Below are 2597 nucleotides of genomic sequence, written 5' to 3' on the forward strand. Positions count from 1 at the left end.
TGCAAATTCCGAGGCAACCCGCCCCCTGATTCCGAAATGATGTCGCCCCCTAATTCCGAGAAATAGTCGCCCCCTCGTTCCGAGATGATGCCGCCCCTTTTTGAGGCATCTTTGAAGGATGTTCTGCAGGTGTGAAGTTTCTTCCCTCGAGGTCGAGGAGGAAGGAACGCAATGCCTGCGGAGAGAGTGGAGATGCGGCGTGTCCGCGAGATACTGAGATATCGGTTTGAGCAAGGACTTGGGCACAAGTCGATTGCGGTACGGGTTGGGACTGCGCCGTCGACGGTGCGCGAGACGCTACGGCGTGCAGCGGTTGCTGGCCTGTCGTGGCCCCTTGGTGACGACGTCAGCGACGCAGTCCTGGAGGCGGCCCTCTACAGGGGGGCCGGGACGAAGATAGGACATCGCCGCGCGCCGGAACCAGTTTGGGCGCAGGTCCACCGCGAGCTGAAGCGCAAGCATGTGACGCTGCAGATCCTATGGGACGAATACATCGGTCTTCATCCGGATGGTTATCGCTATAGTCGATACTGCGACCTTTATCGCGGCTGGGCGTTGAAGCTACCGGTGACGATGCGGCAGGATCATGCAGCCGGCGACAAGCTGTTTGTCGATTACGCCGGCGACACCGTTAGCGTCGTAGTCGACCGATTGTCTGGCATGACACGACAGGCCCACCTGTTCGTTGCGGTTATGGGTGCATCGAGCCTCTCCTACGCCCAGGCGCGCTGGAGCGAAACGCTTCCCGACTGGATTGAATGCCATATCCAGGCGCTGGAGTTCTTCGGCGGCGCGCCGGCGTTGCTTGTTCCGGACAATGCCAAGGTGGCGATCATCAAGGCGTGCCACTTCGATCCTCAGGTCAACCGGACGTATAGCGCGATGGCGGCGCATTATGGCAGCGCCGTCCTGCCGACGCGGCCGAGACGCCCTCGTGACAAGGCGAAAGTCGAGGCCGCGGTTCGTATCGTCGAACGCTGGCTGTTGGGCCGCCTTCGCCATCGCACCTTCTACAATCTCGCCGAGGTCAACGCGGCGATCGCCGACTTGCTGCATGATCTCAACGACAGGCGGGTCCTCCGCCGGGTCGGCGTCACGCGCCGCCAATTATTTGAAGAGCTCGACCTGCCTGCTCTAAGGCCATTGCCTGTGGAACGCTATGTCTTTGCGGAATGGCGTATCCGGCGTGCTGGATTGGATTACCACGTCGAGATCGAGCGGCATTATTATTCCGTCCCGTATCGCTTCGCTCGCGAGCAAGTCGAGGCGCGCATCACCGCCAATACGATCGAGATCTTCCACAAAGGCGAACGGATAGCCGCTCATCGCCGCTCCAGCGGTAACGGCAAGCACACGACGACCCCCGATCACATGCCCTCGGCCCACCGCCGTTTTGCCGACTGGACGATCGAACGCATTCAACGCGAGGCCACGTCCATCGGGCCGGAGGTTGCGTTGCTATGCGAAAAGATCCTCGCCGACCGGCCGCACCCGGAGCAGGGCTTTCGAGCGTGCATGGGAATTATCCGTCTGAACAAAGGCTTTGGGCGCGACAGAGTGAATGCTGCTTGCAGCCGTGCGCTGGAGATCGGAGCCCGGACCTACGGTTCGGTGCGCTCCATCCTCGACAATCATCTCGATCGAGCCGCCACCACCAATGGACCAGCCACGCATGAGCCTATCCACCACGAAAACATCCGCGGACCTCGCTACTACCACTAAGGAGAAAGAAGAATGCTTGCTCATCCAACACTCGACAAACTCAACGCCATGGGCCTGGCCGGCATGGCAAAGGCCTTTGGGGAGCTCATCTCCAACGGTGAAGCTGAACATCTCTCGCACGCTGAGTGGCTGGGATTGCTGCTCGAACGGGAATGGAGTTCCCGCTACGATCGCAAGCTTGCTGCCCGGCTCAGGTTCGCCAAGCTGCGCCACCAGGCGACCCCGGAAGATGTCGACTATCGCAGTGCACGCGGCCTCGATCGCGCACTCTTCATGAAGCTCCTCGGGGGCGACTGGATTAATGCTCACGACAATCTGGCAATCTGCGGCCCCTCAGGTGTCGGAAAAAGCTGGCTAGCTTGCGCACTCGGTCACAAGGCGTGCCGTGACGATCGCTCTGTTCTTTATCAGCGCGTCCCAAGGCTGTTTGCCCAGCTCGCGCTTGCTCGCGGCGACGGCAGGTATGCCCGGCTGCAACGTACGCTGGGTCATGTCCAGGTCCTGATCTTGGATGATTGGGGTCTCGAACCGCTCAACGAACCGGCGCGACACGATCTGTTGGAAATACTCGAGGACCGCTATGGCCGCCGGTCAACGATCATTACGAGCCAGCTCCCCGTATCCGCCTGGCATGGCGTCATTGGAGACCCGACCTATGCCGATGCCATTCTGGATCGCCTCGTCCACAACGCCCATCGCGTCGAGTTAAGCGGCGACAGTCTGCGCCGAAACCTGCCGCGTAGCGCTTGACACGTCGCCTCAACGAATTGACAACAATACCTGCCTGCAGACCTCCTCGGAAGGGGGCGAGATCATCCCGGAATCACGGGGCGCAATCATCTCGGAACAAAGGGGCGGCTTCATCGGAATCAGCA

2 protein-coding genes are annotated in these 2597 nt (G+C 60.6%); both read left to right on the forward strand.

Annotated elements, in window-relative coordinates; translation table 11 throughout:
- Nucleotides 1–192: 192 nt before the first annotated feature.
- On the forward strand, nucleotides 193–1722 hold the full coding sequence (gene istA / locus JZX87_RS30895) for an IS21 family transposase (protein WP_206829638.1): 1530 nt from the start codon (nucleotides 193–195) through the stop codon (nucleotides 1720–1722).
- Between the two features lie 12 nt (nucleotides 1723–1734).
- Entirely contained in the window at nucleotides 1735–2472 is a 738-nt protein-coding gene (gene istB, locus JZX87_RS30900; RefSeq protein ID WP_029869867.1) for an IS21-like element helper ATPase IstB, read from the forward strand.
- Nucleotides 2473–2597: the final 125 nt, after the last annotated feature.

The sequence above is a fragment of the Agrobacterium sp. Ap1 genome (assembly GCF_017313375.1).
Lineage (GTDB): Bacteria > Pseudomonadota > Alphaproteobacteria > Rhizobiales > Rhizobiaceae > Neorhizobium > Neorhizobium cellulosilyticum.

Coding starts and splice junctions, on each gene's coding strand:
- istB (WP_029869867.1), top strand. CDS start 1,735: ATGCTTGCTCATCCAACACTCGACAAACTCAACGCCATGGGCCTGGCC.
- istA (WP_206829638.1), top strand. CDS start 193: ATGCGGCGTGTCCGCGAGATACTGAGATATCGGTTTGAGCAAGGACTT.